The organism is Nibrella viscosa (genome assembly GCF_039541875.1).
Classification (GTDB): Bacteria; Bacteroidota; Bacteroidia; order Cytophagales; family Spirosomataceae; genus Nibrella; species Nibrella viscosa.
In genome coordinates this window covers 100,518-120,423 of sequence record NZ_BAABHB010000016.1, presented here as the reverse complement: position 1 = coordinate 120,423, position 19,906 = coordinate 100,518, and the positions used below count along the sequence as shown (strand labels likewise).

Sequence of the window (19,906 nt, the reverse complement as noted above, 5' to 3'; positions counted from 1 at the left end):
TACTGATTAATTGATAGTCAAGTACTTTATGGTTCCGCGCTGCTTGTAGCTTTGGCCTTAACGTTCCAAAACAAACAAAAGGACAATTGGAGTAACTTCCAAATTAAATTTGTGTACTTTGAGCAAACGGTTAATGGATCTTTCGATTCAGTGCGTCTGGGATAGTGATGGATACTTCGGCCCTGGTTGGGGCTGGTAAGGATCTCTCCTGAATCTCCTCAGGCCGTGAAGTTCGACGCAAACAGCACCCGATAAGTCAGGTTATTGTACGCGATTTTGCGGAACTAGCAGCCTCTAAGCCATTTATTTACAAGCACTTTTGATTTCGCATTTTTTTGTAATCACATCAAGACTTATCCTTGTAAACAAATCCACATGTCTTACTTGACATTATCAAATGCCGGCTTCACCAAATGATTGAACGGTATATACACCGGGTGCCCGTGCAACGGGTGTGGGATATTGAAGGCTACCCCAACCACTTCTTTGGCGATGATGATGAGCTGTATCGCATCACCAAACGGGGTGAGCTCAAACGCATCCGGCGTAGCATGAAACGCTATACGCAGGGTTATGTACTGAAAAGTAGGTTTTACAGCCTGTTACAGTTGCGGCCGATGCTACGGCGTCACGATCTCACAGGTCGTCCAGTGGGCTTTTAATCGTGCTGATTTTATCGGCGGTTACGTGGGTATACCGCATGGTCGTCAGGATGCTTTCGTGGCCAAGCAACTGCTGTATGTAACGGATGTCGGTACCCGCTTCTAGTAGATGCGTGGCGAAACTGTGTCGTAATGTATGAATACCGCCCCGCTTCTGTATGCGGGCATACAATACTGTGTCACTATATACCTGTTGAATCGCCCGCGTCATCAGGGGTTCGTGGGTTTCTGCGTTTTCAAAGACATACGTTTTCGGCTGGTAGCGATTTAAGTAGTCTGTAACCGTAGCTTCCAGTTTCGCCGAAAACATAACGATGCGGTCCTTTTTGCCTTTGCCACCTCGAATTGTGATGAGCCTTCGGACCTGGTCGAGATCGATAATCCGTAGGGAGGCAACTTCACTGACGCGCATACCAGTGGCGTAGACCAATTTGAACAAGGTGCGGTATTTCAGGCTGGTGGTAGCGTCGAAAATAGCTTTCACCTCCGCTACGCTGTACACAGTCGGCAATTTGTGGGGTCTCCTTGGGTACTGAATGTCGTAAAATTCTTTTGGGCGTTGCAAAACCTTTTCGCAATAGAATTTCCATGCATTAATGTGAACGTTGAGCGTGGAGCCACTCAGGCGTTTCTTTTCCAGCAAAAAGAGCAGATACTGCTGGTACTGATGCTTCGTCAACTCGTCTACGAGCTTAGGCGTTATATACCGAATCAGCGCAATAAGGGCTTGCTTGTAATTTTTTAGCGTCTTGTAGCTGTACTGCTGGATTTTCAGGGCTCCTGAGACGGCAACAATGACAGGGTGCCGATCGTATTCCCGGATCGGCGGGTTGTATCGGAGTAGCTTCTGAGTAGGATGGTTTTTACCAACTGGAGGCCAAGTTGGATTGGTGGCCTGCTCAACCTCTATTGGTGTCGCGGCTGGTTTGTATAGCCGTACCACGGCCTCATCGAACCGGCAGTATTCTTTACCAAACAGCCGGGCAAGCTGCACAACTGAGGCACGGGTGTTGGGAACAACCCAACACCGGCGGGAGTAACTCCACCGCCGACCGGGAACAGCGCGGATCATATCATTGCCGACTGGATCGGCAGGAAAAGTAACGGCCAGCAGCGTGGAGTCGTTTTCGTCAATACAAATGGAAACCATACTGATTTAGACGACACCCATCGGCAACAGAAACAATCTGTCGAAAATTATTCCCATTATGTCAGCCGGTCAATCTGCTTTCACTACTATTTCAGATGAAAACAGGCCTTACGCAACCACTTCCCGGATTACTTTTCCCGACACATCGGTCAGGCGGTAGTTACGGCCCTGGAATTCGTAGGTGAGTTGCTCGTGATCAAAACCGAGCTGGTGCAGGATGGTGGCCTGTAAGTCGTGGATGTGGGTACGGCCCTTGAGACCGAAGTAGCCGAACTCGTCGCTTTCACCGTGGCTGTAGCCCCGGCGGATACCACCCCCGGCCATCCAGCAGGTGAAGGCATCGGTGTGGTGATCGCGGCCTTTGAACGGCATCTTTTTGCCGTTGCGATTTTCCTGCATGGGGGTACGACCAAATTCCGTGCCCCAGACCACCAGCGTTTCGTCCAGCATACCGCGCTGTTTCAGGTCCAGGAGCAGGGCCGTAATGGGTTGATCAATCTGTTTTGTTTTTCGGCGCAGGCCGATTTCCAGGGAGGTGCCTTCGCCATCGCCGTGGGTGTCCCAGCCCCAGTCGTAGAGCTGCACAAACCGAACACCTTTTTCCACCAGTTTACGCGCCAGCAGGCAGTTATTGGCGAACGATGATTTACCCGGCTCGGTGCCGTACAGGTCATGAATGTAGGCCGGTTCTTTGCTGATGTCCATTACCTCCGGCACCGATACCTGCATCCTGAATGCCATTTCGTACTGCGCGATACGCGCCAGCGTTTCGGGATCATTAAACTCATCGTACTGCTGCCGGTTCACCTCGGTCAGTGCTTCAATGGCTTTTTTGCGTAAATCCCGGTCCAGCCCGGCCGGGTCGCTCAGAAACAGCACCGGGTCACCCTCCGACCGACACTGCACGCCCTGGTACACCGAGGGCAGGAAACCGCTGCCCCAGATAGACTTGCCGGCATCGGGTGTTTTGCCGCCGGAAGTCAGCACCACAAAGCCCGGCAGGTTGTCACTCTCGGAGCCCAGGCCATAGGTTACCCACGAGCCCATGGACGGGCGGCCCAGCCGGGCGCTGCCGGTGTGCATGAACAACTGCGCGGGCGCGTGGTTGAACTGGTCGGTGTACATCGCTTTTAGAAACGATAGCTCATCGGCTACCAGGGGCAGGTGCTGAAAATAATCGGAAATCCACGCGCCCGAATCGCCATGCTGTTTGAACTGCCCGACCGAGGCCAGCATATCGGGTACGCCCCGGATAAAAGCGAACTTCTTGCCCTCCAGAAACGAAGGCGGACAGGGCTTACCGTCCAGTTTGGCCAGTTCCGGCTTATAGTCCCACAGTTCTAACTGCGAAGGTGAGCCGCACATGTGCAGAAAGATCACCGATTTGGCTTTCCCCGCAAAATGCGACGGTCGTACGGCAAACGGGTTCAGATCCGGGCCGGCCGACTTCTTATCATCTCCGCAGCCGCCCAGCAGCGTACCCAGGGCCATCATGCCAATGCCCGATGTGCATTGTTTCAGAAAATGCCGGCGGGTGGCGAAGCGGGCGGATTCGAGGTGGAGTTCGTCGTGGAGAGGCATGGGGCAGGTTGACTGGTTAATTGGTTAACTGGTTGCTTTACCCCCAACCCCCTGAAGGGGGTTGGGGGTAATTTATTCTTTTGTCACAAATTCATCCATATTCAGCATTGTATTCGCCACGAGGGCGAGGGCTGCGGTTTCGGGTGCGGCTCCGCAAAACCACTGCTCGGCTTTCTGGGGCTCCTTGCGGAATCGCGTCAGGGCGTCGGTGTACAGGCCTTTCAGTACCGCCTGCTTTCTGGAGGGTAGTGCCTGACCAGTCATCCAGAAATAGCCCTTTTGCAGGCGACTGTCTATGGTGCGGCCTCCCTCCTTTTCCATACGGAGCGCAAACTGCTGCGCCATCTCGACGAAGGCCGAATCATTCAGCGTCACCAGCGCCTGCAAGGGCGTATTGGTGCGAATGCGCCGGGCCAGACATACATCGCGGATTAATCCATCAAACGAACTCAGGCCAGGGTACGGGCTCGACCGGCGCACGTACGTATAAATGGCCCGCCGATAGGCATCTTCCCCTTCGCTCTGCTTCCATTTGCTACCGCTGTACACCACCTGCCAGACCCCTTCCGGCTGGAACGGCATCACCGGTTTGCCGTACATCTTCCGGCTGAGCAGGCCACTCACCAGCAGGGCCTGATCCCGGATTTGCTCGCCTGAGAGCCGCACCCGCGCCCCGCGTGTCAGGTATTGGTTGACCGGGTCATGGGTTAACTGTTCGTCGGTGGCGTGGGCGTCCTGGCGGTAGGTCGATGAGAGCACGATTTCCTTCAGCAGCGGTTTGAGCTGCCAGTGCCAGTCGTGCATGAAGCGGTATGCGAGGTAATCGAGCAGTTCCGGGTGCGTGGGCACAAAGCCCTGCGAACCCATATCTTCCAGCGTTTCTACCAGCCCGGTGCCGAATAGCTGTTCCCACATCCGGTTAACCATCGTTCGGGCCGTCAGCGGATGCTCGTTTGCCGTCAGCCACCTGGCCAGCCCCAGCCGGTTGCGGGGTGCCCCTTTCGGAAACGGCAGAATGGTATGGGGCACGTCCGGCTGCACGGCTTTGGTGGGTGTCAGGAAGCTGCCGCGCTCGAAAATGCGGGTGGTGCGGGTTAGTTCCTGGGGGTTTTCCTGCAGAATCGGCACATTGTCGGTCCGGGTCAGCAGCAGGTCATTCAGGTTCCGTAGCTGCGCAGCATACCCCGGTTTGTCGGTGCCGGGCAGGTCTTCGTCCAGAAACATCACCCAGTTGACCAGACAGACGTCCTGCTTTTCATCGGTCAGTCTGGGATTACGGAAGATGAAATGCAGGTCTTTCCGGGTGCTGAACCGGGGCAGATCCACCCACTTCAGCAAGGTCAGGCCGTTCCAGAAATTGCGACTGCCGGAGGTGTCCAGCTTCACGGTAGCCAGGGTGGGGCCGTTCAGGCTATCGGTCCTGATTTCAATGCTACCGCCGGCGTTCTTTGTCGCGTATGACAGCAGCATTTTGCCCTTGCCCACGGTCGGTGCGTTGGGCAGCCGGCAGGTCCCGCCATTCTGCATGGCCAGATAGGAACTGGGCTCGGCCGTACCTTTCCGGAAGCTGTCGAAATGGTGGGCGTATATGCGGGGCTCCACCGTCCGGACAAAGTGGTTGAATTGCCGGGCTTTCGCTTCGGAGACATTGGTTTTTAGCCAGGTCGTGAGCGAGTCGAGTTTGGGCTGATCGTTTTCGTTGAAGAACCGCAGGTGCGCCGATTCGTCCATCACGTCTTCGTCGCGGGTGTTGTTGAAGAACGCCGTGTACTTGTAAAAATCCTCGTGCCGGAACGGATCATACGGGTGGCTGTGGCATTGCGTACAGGCAAAGGTGGTGCTGTTGAACGCCACCCAGGTGGTGCTGACCCGGTCAAGCACCGCCGACACCCGGAACTCCTCATCATCCGTCCCCCCTTCGTCGTTGTTGGCGGTGTTGCGGTGGAAGGCCGTAGCAATGAGTTGGTCCTCGGTGGGGTTGGGCAGCAGATCGCCCGCCAGTTGTTCGGTGATGAACTGGTTGTAGGGCATGTTCTGGTTAAAGGCCCTGATCACCCAGTCGCGGTACCGCCAGATATTCCGGCTGTCGTCTTTCTCGTAGCCTTTGGAGTCGGCGTAGCGGGCCAGGTCCAGCCACAGGGCGGCCCAGCGCTCTCCGTAGGCGGGCGAGGCCAGCAGCGAATCTACGGCAATCTCGTAGGCATTGGCCCGTTTATCGTTCAGGAATCGCTGGTACTGCGCTTCGGTAGGGGGCAGGCCGGTCAGATCCAGGCTCACGCGCCGGAGCAGGGTCGCTTTATCCGCCAGTTTAGAGGGCGATAGTCCTCTTTCCTTTTGTTTAGCCAGCACAAAATGGTCAATGTCGTTACTAACCCAATTGGCGGTAGGATCACCGGAGACGGTAGCGGTAAGCCTGTCCCACCAGGAAGCCGTCGGCACCGCCGGCAGCTCAACAGTCTGGTAGGCCCAGTGCGTACCCCATTCGGCCCCCTCATCGACCCAGTCGGTCAGGATACGGATCTCCTCGTCCGTCAGCGGATCACCTTTTTTAGGCATGCGCTTGTCGGGGTCTTTATGGGTCAGTCGCTTTATAAACTCCGAGTGTTTGGCATCGCCGGGCAAGATAGCGGGTTTGCCGGATTTGGTGTTGCCCAGCGCTTCTTCGCGAAACAGCAGGCTGAAGCCACCGGCTTTTTTTACCCCGCCATGGCAGGCCATACACTTTTTGTTCAGGATAGGCTTTACCTCCCTGTTGAAGTCGACCTCGTCCGACGAGTGGGTTGCGTAGTAACCAACACCCAGCACCAGGGCCGATAGTCCGATCCAAACCAGGTTCTTCAGGGTACGCTTCGCCATAGCTTTGTCAGTGCCTTGCTTTACAGATTCCGGGACAAAGAGCCAATCTACTCAGGTTTAGGCGGGAAAGCAATATTCCGGGACAGAATTGGCTTCATTACAGAATAAAGCAACGGGTAGGTTCCTTTTACCGTTTTGCCGATTTTTGCGCCATGAAAATCGCGTATATCTGTTACGAAGACATCGGCACCTATGCGTCGTCGGTGGAAAACGAAGATCAGGCCCTGTTCCGGTTTCTGAAAACGAAAGGGCTCGACATTCACTTCATGCTCTGGACTGACCCCCTTGCCCAGTGGTCCCATTTTGACCTGGCCCTGCTGAAAGCCCCCTGGGATTACTTTGAGAAGATCGACCAGTTTTATGCCTGGCTGGATACGTTGAAGCAGCAGCACGTACCCCTGCTGAACCCGTATGACATTGTAAGATGGAACAGCGACAAGCATTACCTGCGCGATATTGCCGCAGCCGGGTTTCCGGTTACGCCTACCCTTTTCCTGGAAAAAGGCGAACAAGCCGACTTAGCTGCCTATTTTGATCAGTTTAACAGTGTTAAGCTGATTGTAAAGCCCTGCATCAGTGCCGGTTCCAAAAATACGTACGCCATTAGCCGTGAACAGCTAAGCGATTTTACGCCGAAGCTAAACGCGCTGCTGCAGCAGGAGGCCTTTATGGTCCAGCCGTTTCTGACCCAGATTCAGGAGGAGGGCGAATGGTCGCTGCTGTTCTTCAACGGCGTGTTCAGCCATGCCGTGCTGAAGAAAGCCAAAGCCGGTGATTTCCGGGTGCAGCACTACCTCGGCGGCACCATTCATCCGCAGCAGCCCTCGCCGGCGCTGGTTCAGGCCGCCGAAGCCTATGTCCGGCGCTTCGCCAAAGACTGCCTGTACGCCCGGGTTGACGGCACCCTGGTAGCCGAACAGTTTGTGCTGATGGAACTCGAACTGATTGAACCGTTCCTCTTTCTGTTTACCGATCCCAACAGCTACGAACGGTATTTCGAAGCCTTGCAGCACCTGACGGTATCGTCGCTCGTCTGACGGTCGGTCCGGGTTACCCGACCCTACCGGCCAAACGGTTTCTCAGGCCGGCGCTCCATTTTTACTAAATTCAACTAATTCTATGATTAATGCAATACACGGAATTAATTTTAGCTAAACCTTCTTTTTACCTCTAAAAAGTTTTACATTTTAATAAGTTTTGCTATTTTTTGGCTGGCATAGCCTTATTAGTTCGTCTCATAAAACCTTATAGCCATGAAAACAGAAAAATACCAGCAGATTCGCCTGATGGCTCAGATGTCCGGCAAAAGTTTTCTGGAGCTGAAGACCCATTACGATTGTAAAGAAACCATCGACACAACCACGGCCTACCCCGTTCGGACGTATGTGAAGATCAGTACATCGGTACCGAAAACAAGTGTTCCGGCCTGACCAGCGCCTGAGGTGTGCGCCCTGCCGGGTGGTTTGTACACCAGGGTACACAGCCGGCCGCCCTGCCTCACCGGTGGGTTGCCGGCTGGTTATTTTTTCCAGTCGAAGTAAAACGTACTGCCCTGCTCCGGTTCCGATTCAACCCGGATTTTACCGCCCTGCTCTTCCACCAGCATTTTCATGATATTTAGCCCAACGCCGGTACTGCTTTCGGTATGAGCGGTGTTGTGGCTGGTCCGGAACAACTCAAACAACTGCTCCTGCTCGTCTGCCCGAATGCCCGGTCCGTTGTCGCGGACGTAAAATTCTACATAAGACCCGGCATCCCGGCTTCCCACCTCAATCAGCCCGTTCGGCTTATCGTTGTACTTGACGGCGTTGCTGATCAGGTTCTGAAACACCTGCTGAAGCTTCAGCTTTTTAGTTTTCAGCACGGGCATGGGTTCATCGACCCGAATCTCGATATGCTTGGGTGGAAACAGCAGAAACGCAATTTCCTTCACCAGTCTCTGCACATCGACCTCTTCCACCGTCTGCTCCGCCACACTTTTCCGGGAATACTCCAGAATAGAGGTAATCATATTCGACAGGTGATAGGTCGCCTGTTTCAGTTCATCCACGTATTCACGCAGTTCCTCCGGCTTTACAGCCTGCCGTTCACTCTTCATTTCCAGCAGGGAGAGCAACGCCATGATTCCCGTCAGCGGAGATTTCAGATCGTGGGCGACGATATAAACAAACTTTTCGAGTTGCTTGTTGATGCTCTCCAGTTCGCCGGCCGTTTTCTTCAGCTCCTGCTGGTAAAAATACAACTGCTCAAACACCCGCACCTTGGCTTTAGTCACGTTAATGTCGAGCGGCTTCTGCAGGTAATCCACCGCGCCTTCTTCAAAGCCCCGCAGCACATACTGCTCTTCTTTGCTGATAGCCGTTACGAAAATTATTGAAATATGGCGGGTTTTAGGGTTGGCTTTGAGCAGCCGGGCTACTTCAAAACCGTCCATTTCGGGCATCTGCACATCGAGCATGATCAGTCCGATCCGGTCATTTTTGAGTACGTGCCGGAGGGCCTCGTTACCGGAGGTGGCTTTTATAAACAGGCGCCCCTCCTGGGCCAGCATTTCTTCCAGCGAAATCAGGTTTTCCTCCCGGTCGTCGACCAGCAGAATTGTAAACTCATTAGCAACGTAGTTGATATACATAGGGAATGGGATTAACAGCAAAGCGATGTCAGAAAAGCCACGATCTGTTTCGGGGTAAACACATCCAGCTTATCGGTCAGGGCCAGGGCCGCTCGCGGCATGGTTGGGTAATCGGCCGTCTCGGGGTCCTGCACAATGCCGCGCCCACCCTGCTTCACCAGGGTCAACAGGCCGGCGGCTCCGTCGTGGTTGGCTCCGCTCAACAGCACACCAATGGCCCTGGCCCCAAATACCTGGGCAACACTCTCGAAGGTTACATCGATGGCCGGCCGGCTGTAATTGACCAGTTCCGAATAATCCAGGCTGAAGCTTTTGTCGGCTTCCACCAGCAGGTGATAATTCTGGGGAGCCAGGTAGATATGCCCAGGCTGAATCGGCTCCTTATCGTCGGGCTCATGGATACTGAGTCCGCGCCGGCCCATCGACAGGATTTTGTTCATTTCGCTGGATACATTTTTCAACCGGTGCAGCACAATCACCAGGCTGAGCGGAAATTGGGTCGGCAGGGACGACAGGATCTGAATCATGACCGAAATACTACCGGCCGATCCGCCAAGAACGACAATGTCGTACCCTGTTTCGTTTATCATAGCGGCCTTACCATTTACGTCTGAAAATTTTGGCAGTAGCGTTTATCACCTCGAACCGGTCGCGAATATCCGAAAAAAGCAGCGACTCTTTCATGCCGATGGCCAGATACCCCAGGGGGGCCAGGCTCTCGTAAAACAGGCGAATAACCCGGTTCTGCAGGGATTTATTGAAATAGATCAGCACGTTGCGGCAAAAGATCAGTTGAAATTCGTTGAACACCTGATCGGTCACCAGGTTGTGGGGCGAAAAAAGAATGTTCTGCCGCAGCTCTTTGTTAATAATAGCGTTTTCGTACCGGGCGGTATAGTAAGATGCGAATTCGTTGTTGCCGCCCGACTGCAGGTAATTCTGTGTATACTCGCGCATGTGCGCCAGCGGAACAATACCGGTCCGGGCTTTTTCCAGGTTGGCGGGGTTCAGGTCGGTGGCGTAGATGCGGGTACGCCCCAGCAGGCCCTCCTCCTGCAGCAGAATGGCCATAGAAAACACCTCCTCGCCGGTGGCGCAGCCGGCATGCCAGATCTTGAGGACCGGGTACGACGCCAGCGTGGGCAGCACCGCTTCCCGCAGGGCCTTGTAAAATGCCGGATCCCGAAACATCTCCGTGACGTTGACGGTGATGGTTTCCAAAAACCAGGCAAAAAACTGCCTGTTGTTGAGCAGTTGAACCTTCAGGTCGTAGGTGGTTTTGAGCCCGGCACCGGCCATGCAGCGGATAATCCGGCGTTTGAACGAAGCCGGTGCATACTCCCCAAAATCATACCCATACTGCAGCCGGATCAGATTGATCACTTCGGCCATGTCCTCCGTACTTATTTCTTGCTGATGACTCATAGTTTTATTACCGGGCCAGCCACACCCGCATCAGAGAAAGCAGCTTCTGGTTATCGACGGGTTTGGTAATGTAATCAGAGGCACCGGCTTCTATGCTTTTTTCCCGGTCGCCGGGCATCGCTTTGGCCGTGAGGGAAATTACCGGCAGCTTCCGGAAACGCTCGTTGCTGCGAATACGGCGGGTGGCTTCATAGCCATCCATCTCCGGCATCATTACGTCCATCAGCACCAGGTCTACATCCGGGTGCTGATCCAGCAGTTCCAGGGCTTCCTGGCCGTCGCCGGCCGTCAGTACCTGCATCTGATGCTCTTCCAGCAGGGTACTCAGGGCAAACACATTGCGCATATCATCGTCGGCCAGCAGCACTTTTTTGCCGGTCAGACTTTCATCACCCACCGGCTTTTCGAACCGCGACGGTGGTTTTGCGGCATTTTCCTGAATCTTGTAGAGAAATAGTTCCAGTTCGTCCATCAGCCGCTCCTTGGCGCGGGACGAATCCCGGATGATCACGTCAGACAAGCGCTTCAGTTGCAGTTCGTCGGAGGCCGACAGATCCTGCGCCAGATAAATGATTACCGGCACCTCTTCAACGCCCATCTGATGCTGCAGGGTCTGTAGTTCACGCACGCCTTTGGTAAAGTCGCGGCCAATGTCGGCAATAATGCAGTCGTAGCGCTGCTCCTTTACGTGTTGCAGGGCTTCGGCTTCGGTAGCGGCAAAGTCGCATCGGCCGGTAAAATTCCGGTCGTTGATTAGTTGTTTGAGCGAGGCTTCGGTCAGGTAATCGCCCGACAGCACGAGCACTCGCTTGAGCTGAGTCTGAAGATGCTCGCTGATGCGAACAAATACCTGTTCAAGATCGTCTTCGGTCAGAGGTTTATTGACGTAAGCCAGGGCGTCGGCAGCGACCAGATCCGGCTCCACTGCGGCCGAAATCACGTGCACCGGGATATGCTTCAGGGTGTCGTCGCTCTTGAGCAGTTTCAGGAGTTGCCGGCCGTCGATCACCGGCAGCCTCAGGTCGAGCGTAATAGCCGTCGGTTTGTATTGGCGGGCATACTCCAGGCCTTCATCTCCTTTCAGGGCAATCAGGGTTTTGTATCCTTTCTGGCGGGCAAACACCTGCACCAGCCGGGCAAAATCCGGGTCGTCTTCAATAATCAGCATGACCTTATCGGTAGCCGTCAGGGTATGCCGGTCGTCGGGCAGCACGGTTTGCTCCGCCACTCCGTTGACGGGCAAGGCAGGCACTGTGGTCGGTGGCTGATCGGCAAAACGGGGGGCCGGCCGGGCATCCGGCTGCTGAACCGGCAGATACAGGATAAAGGAACTGCCCTGCCCCGGCTCGCTCTGCACGTGAATCTCTCCGCCCAGCTTTCTGATAAGTTCTTTGGCAATGGAAAGCCCCAGACCCGTGCCGCCGTACTTGCGGCTGGTAGAGCCGTCGGCCTGCTGAAAAGCCTCAAAAATGAGTTGCTGCTTATCGGCCGGTATCCCAATGCCGGTATCGGTAACCGCAATAGACAGCACGTCGGTGGCGTTCAGGAGCGCATCGTTGGTAAACAGCAACCGTCCTGAGGTGACCATCGAAAACGACAGTGTTACGCGTCCCGCTTTGGGCGTAAACTTCATGGCGTTGGACAGCAGGTTTTTGATGACCTGCTCCAGCCGCTGCTTATCGGTGACTAAGCGGGGGGGAACACCGTCGTCGATGTGCGTTACCAACTGAACGCCTTTCTGCTCGGCTACCACGGTGAAGAGTTGCTGCAGATCATCGGCAATACTGGTCACCGGCACCGGCTCTATATGCAGGTCAATCTTGCCTGCTTCGATCTTGGACAGGTCCAGAATATCGTTGATGAGGTCGAGCAGGCTCGTTCCGGATTTATGAATGATGTTGGCGTACTCGACCTGCTTGTCGGTCAGGTTATGCGTTTTGTTGTCGGCCAGCAGCCGGGCCAGGATCAGCACGCTGTTGAGGGGCGTCCGGAGTTCATGCGACATATTGGCCAGGAACTCCGACTTATACTGGCTGGTCACCTCCAGTTCGCGGGCTTTCAGAGTGAGCGCCTGGCGGGCGATCTCTACGGCCTCGTTCTTTTCTTCCAGTTCGGTGTTGATCTGGCGCAGCTCTTCTTCCTGCACCTTCAGCTCTTCTTCGGACGACTGGAGGATTGCCGCCTGGCGGATCAGCTCTTCGTTGCTTTGGCGGAGTTCTTCCTGCTGATTTTCCAGTTCTTCCTTTTGTTCCTGCACTTTCTCCAGCAGGGCCATCACCCGCTCGCGGGCGTCGGCCGCGTTCAGAGCCACCGCCACGTTGTCGGCAATAACGGTCAGAAAATCCAGTTGGCGGGGGTCAAACGACCGGAACGATGCGAGTTCCAGCACGCCCTTGATCTCCTGGTCGTACCAGAGCGGCACCAGGGCCACCTCGCCCGGCCGGGCCTGGCCGCTCCCCGACTGAATGTGCCAGTAACCGGCAGGAACCTCTCTGACCACGTAAGGCGTCTGGCGGGTGGCCGCCTGGCCAACCAGACCCTCGCCCACGGCTATCTGCCGGGGCGAGGTTGTGGGCATGGCTTCGGCGGCCGTCAGCACCAGTTGATCGGGTTGGTGCTGCAGCACATAAAAAGCGCCCACCGGTACATCCAGATATTGGGTAATGGTGTGGATGGCAGTCCGGGCCAGGGTGCGTACATCCGTTACGCCCTGCATGTTGGTATGCATGGCCGATACGCCGGAGAGCACCCAGTTTTTATCTTCGCTTTCCCGGTTCAGGGTTTCGAGCTTGGTCAGGTTTTGCTGGAGCTGCTGTTCGGCATTGCGCCGTCGGGCAAACTCCCGCAGAATCAGATACATCAATACGCAAACGATGCCCAGGCTCCCCAGCGTGCCCACCCCCACCGACCAGGATGCGTTGGTCACCGCCCGGTTGCTGACCTCCTCCCGCCGGGCCAGCAGCCGTTGTTCGGTTTCAACCATCTTGACGAGCTGGTTCCGGATGCTGTCCATCCAGCCTTTCTCTATGTCGGTCACGCGAATGATGTCTTCCCGGCTGTACCGGCCGGCATCCAGACCCAGTTCGGCCCAGAACTGCAGGATGCCATTCACCTGGGTCCCCACCTGCTGGGCGCGGGCCAGTTGGTCGGGGTTGTCGCTTACCAGCTCGTTCAGGGTTTCAACGGCGGGGCCTATGGTGCGCAGGCCGTTGTTGTACGGCAACAGAAACCGGCGCTCGTCGGTACTCCGGAAGCCCCGGCGGGAAGCTTCCATATCCAGCAGCACTTTCTGAATGCTTTCCAGTTGATTGATCACCTGATAGGTATGCTTTACCCAACCAGCATCGTCGGCCTGCCGCCGGAACGTCAGGTACGACAGGCCGCCGATAAGGATAATCAGGAAAATGGACAGGCCAAACCCCAAATACAGCCTGCTTTTAAGCGTCACTTGCATCGAATTACCCGTTAAACACGGTAATTATACGAAGAAAAGCGCTTATGGGTTCATATTCAGCATTCGCTCCACATCTTTCTGGTACAGCCGGCCAATCGGCAGTTCCTGCCCGGCAATGTCGATATGACTGGGTGTAAAGGCATTGATCTTATCCACGGCCACAATAAACGACCGGTGAATCCTGAGAAAATCCCGCTCCGGGAGCATGGCCTCTACCGAACTGATGGTCTGCTTTACCAGCAACGGTTTGGCATTGCCGGTGATGATTTTGATATAATCTTTCAGACTCTCAATGTACTGGATGTCTCGGGTGAAGACCTTTATCATTTTACGGTCGGCCCGGAAATACAGAAACGCGCCCTTTTCCGGAGCGGGCAGCTCCTGCACCGGCGGCTGAGGTCCGGTAGTTGCCGGTTCGATCCGCATTACCTTGGCGACCGCCCGCAGAAAACGGTCAAACGCTATGGGCTTCAGCAGGTAGTCGACGGCGTCGAGCTCAAAGCCGTCGAGGGCATAGTCGCGGTAGGCCGTGGTGAAGATCACGCTGGGCGGCTGGCGCAGACTGCGGAGAAAATCGGTACCGAGCAGCTTCGGCATTTTTATGTCCAGAAACATCAGGTCGACAGGCGTCTCCTGCAGCACACTGAAGGCCTGAACGGCGTTATGACATTTGGCGACGACTTCCAGCCCCTCAATCATGTCGATGTAGGATTCGATGACGTCAAGCGCCGGCGGCTCATCATCGACCAGTAAACAGCGTAATTTCATAGCGGTGTGGTGTGGTTGTTTCACCAAAGATAATCAGGAAACGACCGCCGTCTGAACTGATTGAGTGTTCGGTAAGGCAGGGGCATCTGCCAGGCCGAGCGTCAGCGACACCAGAAACAAATCTTCTTCGGGCATGAGCTGCAGCTCATAGCGTTGTGGGTACAGGAGGTCGAGCCGCTTCCGGACGTTTTGCAGACCAATGCCGCCCTGCCGCTCCGGGTGTCTGGTCTCCGGATCGCGGCTGTTGATGAGTTTAAACCGCAGCGAATCACCCTCAACGGCCAGATCCAGACTGATCCAGGCCTGGTCGAGCTGCTCACTGGTCCCGTGTTTGAACGCATTTTCCAGAAACGGCACCAGCAGCAGCGGAGCAATCTGCTTCCCCTGCAAATCGCCGTGGAAACTCATCGACAGGTCGAGCCGCTCGCCGTAGCGCAGTTGCTCCAGGCCTACGTAGTTGCGGATAAAGGCAATCTCCTTCTCCAACGGCACCTCGTCGGCGTTGCAGTCGTAGAGCATATAGCTGAGCAGTTCCGACAGCCGCAGCACCACCGCCGGCGACTGCTCCGACTTCTGAAGGGTCAGGGCATAGAGGTTGTTGAGCGTATTGAACAGAAAGTGCGGGTGAATCTGCGATTTCAGCAGTTGCAGCTCCGCCTGAAACTTTTCCTGCTGACTCTGTTGCAGCGCCTGCTGCTTCAGATACCAGTCTTTGCAGAGTTTGATGGCAGCCGCAAAGCCGGCAACGGTAGTAGCTCCCCGTAACCCGGCCATAAACCCGTATCCGATATTGGACAAGTACTCCGAAGAGGGCAACCCAATCAGTTGGCGTAAAGGAGTAATTACGTTAGCCGCCAGAAAAACTGAGACCAAGGCCGCCAGAGCGCCTAGCCCCAGTACGCCAATAAACATACTAATATAGCGGCCTTTGTATAAGAACCCGGGAATTAGCAGGTACAGAATACCGTAGGTCAGCACCATATGATTAGGCATATAGATGAAAGCCTCGATGGCCGACACTAAATAGCTAAACAGCATAGCAGGTATTGGCTCAATACCGATAGACAGCATGTGCCGCAGCGGAAATACACTGTACAAAAACCCAAAGTAAAGCATCACCACCAGCCAGAACAGACCATGACGGGCCAACCGGTAGCGGGGCTGGGTGGAGAAGACAAATTGCCGGTCTAGAAGTTGCATGGAACCGTTGATTACCTACCCGAATTTAGACAAACGCCTGGATAACAGCCACACCAGGAAGAGTTTGTAGACGAACGGCGACTTCCGGTCGCTCAACAACAAAAAACGTCGAAATACAACACTCGTCACCAGCAGCCTTCTATCTGACCCGGCATGTTTCCCGTTCGGCGACAATCCCGACTAAGTATGTAAAGACATACTACCTTTCGACCATTAAACACACAAAACTACTATCCACACCATGAAGACCTTATTCACCACCCTCCGACCGGCCTCCCTGGCCATCCTATGCGCCCTGGTTGTACCTTCAGCCGCCATGGCCCAGAAGCGCGACGTTCCTGTACCGTCGAAAGATGGCTACTGGGTGGTCGAGAGTGCTAAACAGCCCACCCGCCAAACAGTGGTACGCTTTTACAACACCGATAATAAGCTGCTCTACGAAGAGAGACTGTCCCGCAAACGGCTGAATATCCGGCGGACCAAAACCGTTATCCGGCTGAACGAAGCCCTGGACGAAGCGATGTCGCAGTGGACCATGACCAAACAAATCCGGCCGGAGCAGAATCTGGTGGCTGCGCAATTTCGTAAATAAGCGCAGAAGCCATAATCCATTTATTAAGCAGTGTTTGGTACAGCGGGCAGAGATCGATCTCTGCCCGCTGTCTTTTTCCGGTAGTTGGTCACCGGTCAACTCACAACCAGAGCCAAACTTGCCTTTTTTATTACAAATCACTAATGAATAAAAATCTTATATATTTAGTTATTTATTTAAACTTTTCAGTAACTTAGTCGGAAATTCTGACGGTATGCTGATTCGTACATTTTGGCTTCTTCTGCTCGTTAATTTTTCTTGGTTAACAGGTCTTCTGGGGCAACCGGTTTCGCCGAAATCGCGGGCATATGCTGTTGGTGTCCAGCTTGGCACTACCGGGCCGGGCCTGCAGGTGGTTCATCGCTTACGGCAGTACCCTCAACTGGCGGTCCGGCTTGGGGGCAGTTACCTGGCCTACCGCAAAATGATGCGTCTTGCTGCGGGGGAGGGCTCTACGTTGGCGCTCTATCCGGATGCGGTGCTGGGTATAGGGCAGGCGACGGCGAAGTGGTTTCCATACCGGCAAACACCGTTCTTTCTGACCGCCGGGGGCGGCTACACCTGGCATCCGGAACTGAATTTTCGGCTGGAAGCTGACAATAAGTTAACGTTTGGCGGCCTGGAAATGACCCCCGAAGATGTAGGCACCGTTACAGCCTCACTCCGCTGGAACCGGTTGCTGGGCTATGCCGGCTTTGGCTACGGCCGGGCTATTCCCCGCCGGCGTATTGGTTTGAGTATTGAATTGGGCTGCTACTACCTGGGTGCCCCCAGGGTTAATCTGGACTACGAGGGTTTTCTGGAAACGACGACCCTGCGTGACGAAATGGTCAAGGTTCAGAAAAACATGACCAATTACCGGTACCTGCCCTCCCTCCAGTTTCTGATTTCGTATGCCCTTCCCACCCGATAACGTATGAAACATTTTATTGCCCTATCCCTGTTGCTGCTGATGCTGGGCACCGACGCCTGCAAAAATCCAATTGAAGGTGTTGAACTGCGCTTTATTGAACCGCTGCCCGTGGCGGTTGAGCTTCAGTTCTTTCCAAAATCTGGCGATCTGCCCAAAAAAATTGACGTGCAACTGGCCGGACCGGAGGCTGAGTATGTGCTTACCACGATTCGCTCCAGGCGCTTCCGGGTTACCTCCGACGGCCTGCTGTACCTGTCTCTCACCCCTGATGCCAAACCCACGGCCGCTACACCCATTCGCTTCACGATCATTGCCAAAGCACCGGGCTTTCAGGACATTATTTATCCTTTACAACTGACCAGCCAGGTTACCCGATCGCTGACCCTGCCGCTGACCCGGACAGATGCCAGGGCTGCCATTGTGGAAAAGACCGGACAAAGCTCCTCCACCGGTATGGTTACGGCTCCGATCACCGCGCAAACGCCCCAGGTCCCAACAGGGCAGACTTCGGTTAGCATTCCGCAGGGAACCCAGTTGAAAGACGTTGCCGGTCAGCCCGTCGGCGGCCCGATAACGGTCCGGGTGGCACAGCTTGACGTCACTGCAACCGCCCTGGCCGAACTACCCGGAAACGGCACCATGACAAATATGCTGACTACCGACGGCAAACAGGTACCTGACCAGCGTTTACACACCCTTGTCGGAGCCGCCAGTATCGACATCTATAATACTGACTACCAACTGGTTAAAACCTTCTCACAACCTATCCGGCTGACATTCTCCGTCAATCCTACCATCCAGCATCTTCAGGCGAAGCGGCCAATCCGGCCCGGCGACCAGATTCCGCTTTTCAGCTACGACGTTATGACCAACCAATGGCGGCAGGAGTCGCCCGGGCAGGTGCTACGCAATACCCAGGGGGATCTCGAGTACGTTGCCGACATTACCCACCTGTCGATCTATGTAGCCGGCTTTACCAGGGAGAAGTGCGCATCAGGGCCGGTGTTTACGATGAATACCCCATTTCCTACCTATGGCATCGGCTACCGCGCCGAGGTCATTGAAGAAGGCACCGGGGCGGTGCTGCAACGGTTTACCACCACCCTTGAAAACGGCAGACAGTTCCGACTCGGCAACCTGGAAACCGAAACCAGCGTACGGTTCCGAATCCATGACAACGGTAGCCCGGCCACGGTTACATCTCCGGTCCTGACAGGCTGCCTTACCGGCAGCTACTCCTTTGACCTCAGTGCCTTCAACGCCCCCGAGCCACCGGTAAGCCAGCCAGGCAATGGCGGTAACAATCCCGGTACAGGTAATCCGGGCGGTAATGATCCGAAGCTGGTGACCATTTCGCTTCAGTTTCCTTGTCAGCGCATCAACGACAGCAAACTACCGACCAAAACCTTATACGCCCGTTTCCGCGAAACCGGCACTGTGCCGTGGAAGAGACTGCCGGCGGTTCACTACCAATCCGGAAAGACCGTCTTCAGCGTACAAACCAGCGAGATGGAGGTGGGAAAAACGTATGATATTCAGGCCGGCTCTGCTCCGGGCTATTATTCGTTCAGCCACGAACCCTACAAACTCACCTCCACCAGTTGGGTCATTAAGGTTAAAACGAAGGAGTACTGTCAGTAGCCTTTCTTTTTCGCTTATCCAACCAATAAGCCGTCCTGCTGCTGGCCGAAAGACCAGGATGCAGAGCGGCTTTGTTATAAGCGCGGATACGACACGATTCGCTTTTCTTCAGACCGTTGATGAACTCACCTCCGCAGTTTATCAACTGGGGGTTGCAAATGTTCGTCCAAGTCCGGTACTTACAGCCGGAAAACCGCAAACTACCCAACCAGACTACCCAAACCAATGAACAGGCAATACCTTGCCCAATGGGCCTACCACCATCCGGTTTCTGCCAGAATACTCCTTATTACTCTCGAACTGACCAATGCCGCGCTGGGTCTGCTGCTGGGTGCCAATGCCTGGGCAGATGTTTTCCGGAACGGAACTCCACCGGCCGGGCTGCTCGCAACCATGACCATCCTGCTGGCGGGTGCTGTTTATTGGATTCGGTTTATCTATTTTACTGCCGGCCGGCCTCTGCGCAGCAAGCATCACTACCAGTACGCCTTGTTTGTTGCCAATTTTCTCTTGTACACAACCCTGGGGGGTATAGGAGCGCAGCGGGCAGAAGTGTTTCACCCGTCGGGCAGTGTGGGCGGCAGTAAGGAAGTGCGCTACGAGGCTACGAACCCAACCAGTCCGGCCGCCCCGGAAACAAGTGATCACCGGGTTGAGCGGCCAGAGGCCAAAGCACCCACAGACAGCGACCGGACGGCAACCCGCGTGGGCTATGTCCTGCTGTTTCTGGCGGGCCTGGTGCTGGCTTACGGCGCTGCCGCCTTAGCCTGCAATCTGGCCTGTGCCGGGTATGGCTTTGCCTCCGTCATGGTTCTGCTGCTGGGAACGGGCATTCTGGCGGGCGGTGCGTATTTTTTCGGGCGGGCGGTTGATAAAAACATGAAATTCTACCGGGACATGACCCCCGAAGAGCGCAAACGGGAGAAGCGCCGTTTTTTCCGGACCTGGGGGGGCGTTCTGATCGCGCTGATCCTGTTTTGGTTGATCGCATTTGTCAGCGCCCGGTAGATTCCGACCTGTTTGCTTTAGCCA

Annotated in this window: 16 protein-coding genes; 7 read left to right on the top strand and 9 right to left on the bottom strand. The window is 55.1% G+C overall.

Annotated elements, in window-relative coordinates:
- The first annotated feature begins 413 nt into the window (after positions 1 to 413).
- Positions 414 to 662, top strand: coding sequence for a hypothetical protein (locus ABD931_RS25965; RefSeq protein WP_345270948.1), 249 nt, complete (start codon positions 414 to 416; stop codon positions 660 to 662).
- Here the strand turns inward: ABD931_RS25965 and ABD931_RS25960 are convergent.
- The 3 genes from ABD931_RS25960 to ABD931_RS25950 all read right to left on the bottom strand — a co-directional run bounded on the left by ABD931_RS25960 (position 637) and on the right by ABD931_RS25950 (position 6,249).
- A complete protein-coding gene (locus ABD931_RS25960; RefSeq protein WP_345270947.1) occupies positions 637 to 1,812 on the bottom strand; it encodes a tyrosine-type recombinase/integrase in 1,176 nt (391 codons plus the stop codon). The two genes, ABD931_RS25965 and ABD931_RS25960, sit on opposite strands and share 26 nt — an antisense overlap.
- 108 nt (positions 1,813 to 1,920) lie before the next feature.
- Complete coding sequence (locus ABD931_RS25955) at positions 1,921 to 3,393, bottom strand: DUF1501 domain-containing protein (protein ID WP_345270946.1); 1,473 nt, start codon at positions 3,391 to 3,393, stop codon at positions 1,921 to 1,923.
- A 72-nt stretch (positions 3,394 to 3,465) separates the two neighbouring features.
- On the bottom strand, positions 3,466 to 6,249 hold the full coding sequence (locus tag ABD931_RS25950; protein ID WP_345270945.1) for a DUF1553 domain-containing protein: 2,784 nt from the start codon (positions 6,247 to 6,249) through the stop codon (positions 3,466 to 3,468).
- A 152-nt stretch (positions 6,250 to 6,401) separates the two neighbouring features.
- Between ABD931_RS25950 and ABD931_RS25945 the strand changes: the two genes are divergently transcribed.
- Together ABD931_RS25945 and ABD931_RS25940 are read left to right on the top strand one after the other, a co-directional pair.
- The gene (locus tag ABD931_RS25945) at positions 6,402 to 7,286 is read left to right on the top strand and encodes an ATP-grasp domain-containing protein (RefSeq protein WP_345270944.1); all 885 of its coding nucleotides are present in this window, start codon (positions 6,402 to 6,404) and stop codon (positions 7,284 to 7,286) included.
- A 216-nt stretch (positions 7,287 to 7,502) separates the two neighbouring features.
- A complete protein-coding gene (locus tag ABD931_RS25940; RefSeq protein WP_345270943.1) occupies positions 7,503 to 7,679 on the top strand; it encodes a hypothetical protein in 177 nt (58 codons plus the stop codon).
- An 89-nt stretch (positions 7,680 to 7,768) separates the two neighbouring features.
- Here ABD931_RS25940 and ABD931_RS25935 read toward each other — a convergent pair whose 3' ends face one another.
- Genes ABD931_RS25935 through ABD931_RS25910 form a run of 6 tightly spaced genes read right to left on the bottom strand, consistent with a single transcriptional unit; the run spans position 7,769 to position 15,728 of the window.
- Positions 7,769 to 8,881: a sensor histidine kinase gene (locus ABD931_RS25935; RefSeq protein WP_345270942.1), complete on the bottom strand. Its 1,113-nt coding sequence runs from the start codon at positions 8,879 to 8,881 to the stop codon at positions 7,769 to 7,771.
- Between the two features lie 11 nt (positions 8,882 to 8,892).
- Positions 8,893 to 9,471, bottom strand: coding sequence for a chemotaxis protein CheB (locus ABD931_RS25930; RefSeq protein ID WP_345270941.1), 579 nt, complete (start codon positions 9,469 to 9,471; stop codon positions 8,893 to 8,895).
- A 7-nt stretch (positions 9,472 to 9,478) separates the two neighbouring features.
- Positions 9,479 to 10,306: a CheR family methyltransferase gene (locus ABD931_RS25925; protein WP_345270940.1), complete on the bottom strand. Its 828-nt coding sequence runs from the start codon at positions 10,304 to 10,306 to the stop codon at positions 9,479 to 9,481.
- Positions 10,307 to 10,313: 7 nt separating this feature from the next.
- Positions 10,314 to 13,760, bottom strand: a complete 3,447-nt coding sequence (locus tag ABD931_RS25920) for a response regulator (protein WP_345270939.1) — start codon at positions 13,758 to 13,760, stop codon at positions 10,314 to 10,316.
- Positions 13,761 to 13,802: 42 nt separating this feature from the next.
- On the bottom strand, positions 13,803 to 14,528 hold the full coding sequence (locus ABD931_RS25915; RefSeq protein ID WP_345270938.1) for a LytR/AlgR family response regulator transcription factor: 726 nt from the start codon (positions 14,526 to 14,528) through the stop codon (positions 13,803 to 13,805).
- A gap of 33 nt (positions 14,529 to 14,561) precedes the next feature.
- Positions 14,562 to 15,728: a sensor histidine kinase gene (locus ABD931_RS25910; protein ID WP_345270937.1), complete on the bottom strand. Its 1,167-nt coding sequence runs from the start codon at positions 15,726 to 15,728 to the stop codon at positions 14,562 to 14,564.
- A 241-nt stretch (positions 15,729 to 15,969) separates the two neighbouring features.
- On the opposite strand from ABD931_RS25910, the gene ABD931_RS25905 reads away from it, so the two are divergent.
- From ABD931_RS25905 to ABD931_RS25890, 4 genes are all read left to right on the top strand, one after another.
- A complete protein-coding gene (locus tag ABD931_RS25905) occupies positions 15,970 to 16,320 on the top strand; it encodes a hypothetical protein (RefSeq protein WP_345270936.1) in 351 nt (116 codons plus the stop codon).
- Positions 16,321 to 16,672: 352 nt separating this feature from the next.
- Positions 16,673 to 17,233, top strand: coding sequence for a hypothetical protein (locus tag ABD931_RS25900; RefSeq protein ID WP_345270935.1), 561 nt, complete (start codon positions 16,673 to 16,675; stop codon positions 17,231 to 17,233).
- A gap of 3 nt (positions 17,234 to 17,236) precedes the next feature.
- Positions 17,237 to 18,874, top strand: coding sequence for a hypothetical protein (locus tag ABD931_RS25895; protein ID WP_345270934.1), 1,638 nt, complete (start codon positions 17,237 to 17,239; stop codon positions 18,872 to 18,874).
- Positions 18,875 to 19,099: 225 nt separating this feature from the next.
- Entirely contained in the window at positions 19,100 to 19,882 is a 783-nt protein-coding gene (locus ABD931_RS25890; RefSeq protein WP_345270933.1) for a hypothetical protein, read from the top strand.
- Positions 19,883 to 19,906: the final 24 nt, after the last annotated feature.